General features: G+C 38.2%; 1 protein-coding gene. It reads right to left on the bottom strand.

The features are described 5' to 3' along the window. Positions 1–33: 33 nt before the first annotated feature. Positions 34–1332 carry an IS4 family transposase gene (locus QUA00_RS36665; RefSeq protein WP_333413486.1) on the bottom strand — a complete coding sequence of 433 codons (1299 nt, stop codon included), beginning with the start codon at positions 1330–1332 and terminating at the stop codon, positions 34–36. Between the last annotated feature and the right edge of the window lie 140 nt (positions 1333–1472).

Genomic DNA, 1472 nt, shown 5'->3' with positions numbered 1-1472 from the left:
CATTGGTGACAAGTTAAGGCTGTAAGTCTTTTGTCAAGAGGCTTTCGGAGAGTTCTTAAAAAAGAATTGGTCAGACCCTCGTTGCTTTTCAGGAAAAGGGGCAATAATTAACTTAACATTCGGTTTTCGCTGCTGTTTAATAATGCCTAAATCTCGATTTTGGGGGTCAGCAAAATACTTGATTGGATCTGTTGCTTTACCTTTATGATGAGCCATAGTAAAATGATAAAGACCGCGATAAATCATTTCTAAAGAAATCTGCTCAAAAGGTAGAGCTAGTTCATCAGCTACCGCATCACCTAAATCTACTAAAACTGCATAAAATAACCAAGTTGCCCAAATCTGTAATTTAATCCCATTGATTGAACCCGTCCATAAATAGCTTAAATCTAACAGCCTTTTTACAATATTAAAAGCTTCTTCAATCCGCCAACGTCTTCGATACAAATCTGCTACTACATAAGGGGGTAATTTTTCTGGCTCTAGCACACTTGTTAAATAAGAATGCCAGGTTTTTTCTGAACGAACTTCAATCAAACGTAAGGTAATAAACGGAGTTTTCTTCGTTCCAGACCCCAAACGTATCTTACGGTCTCGCAGTCCATAACTATCGGTAAATACTTCCTCTACTTTGATGGCGGCTCCTTTCTTTATTCGGGTAATAAAGTTAACCTTTTGCTCAATTAATTTTAACCAGAAACTAAAGTGATAAAAGCCTCTATCTAATAGTAATAACGTATTTTCGCTGACTAAATTGAGGATATTCTCTTCAAGTTTTACATCAGATTCTTTCGCATTTTCGGTAAACCAAATTTCGACTGGCAATCTAGTTACTAGATCAATTACTGTACTTATTTTCCCCGCCAATTGTCCTATTTTAGCTGACTCTAAGTTTGATAATTTCCGAAATAATGCCTCTAATATTGAACTATCTATAATCCAAATCTGCTCAAATCTTGTTAATGTAAACTGAATACTTTCTGGTAAGGTTCGTTGATTTCTCCTCTGCCAATTTGTTCTTAAACGCGGTAATAAATCCTTAAATACTTGTTCAAACAGCTCAGCAGGAAAGGTCAAAAATCTTTGTGAGAGTGCTTGTTGGCTGACTTTAGTGGGATTACACCACAGAAAGCCGTCTCTCGTTAACATTCGGGTCAGCTCTCTTACCCCTGCCACATCTCGCCATAGTAAGGTTAAGACCGCAGCCATCATCAATGGCAAGTTGAGAATTCGGTCTCGAAGTTTTAGCTGACGGTAGGAATTTTCCTGATTGAGCATGGCTGGTGTCAGTAATGCTTCTAGTTGCTGGGCAATTACTTCATCCTCTATCAGTGGTCGTTGTTTCTTTTTCGCGTGGTCCCGATTGGTAGTTCTGGTCTTGGTCATGGCTGGTCATAATTGCTCAACTACTTGCCTATTCTGAGTTTCATCTATTTTTTAACCAATGTAAATACCCCCTTGACAATTTACCC

Origin of the sequence: Microcoleus sp. T2B6, assembly GCF_036700475.1 — a bacterium.
Classification (GTDB): domain Bacteria; phylum Cyanobacteriota; class Cyanobacteriia; order Cyanobacteriales; family Microcoleaceae; genus Microcoleus.
The sequence above is the reverse complement of the archived record's forward strand: the minus strand, read 5'-3'. Positions and strand labels throughout refer to the sequence as shown.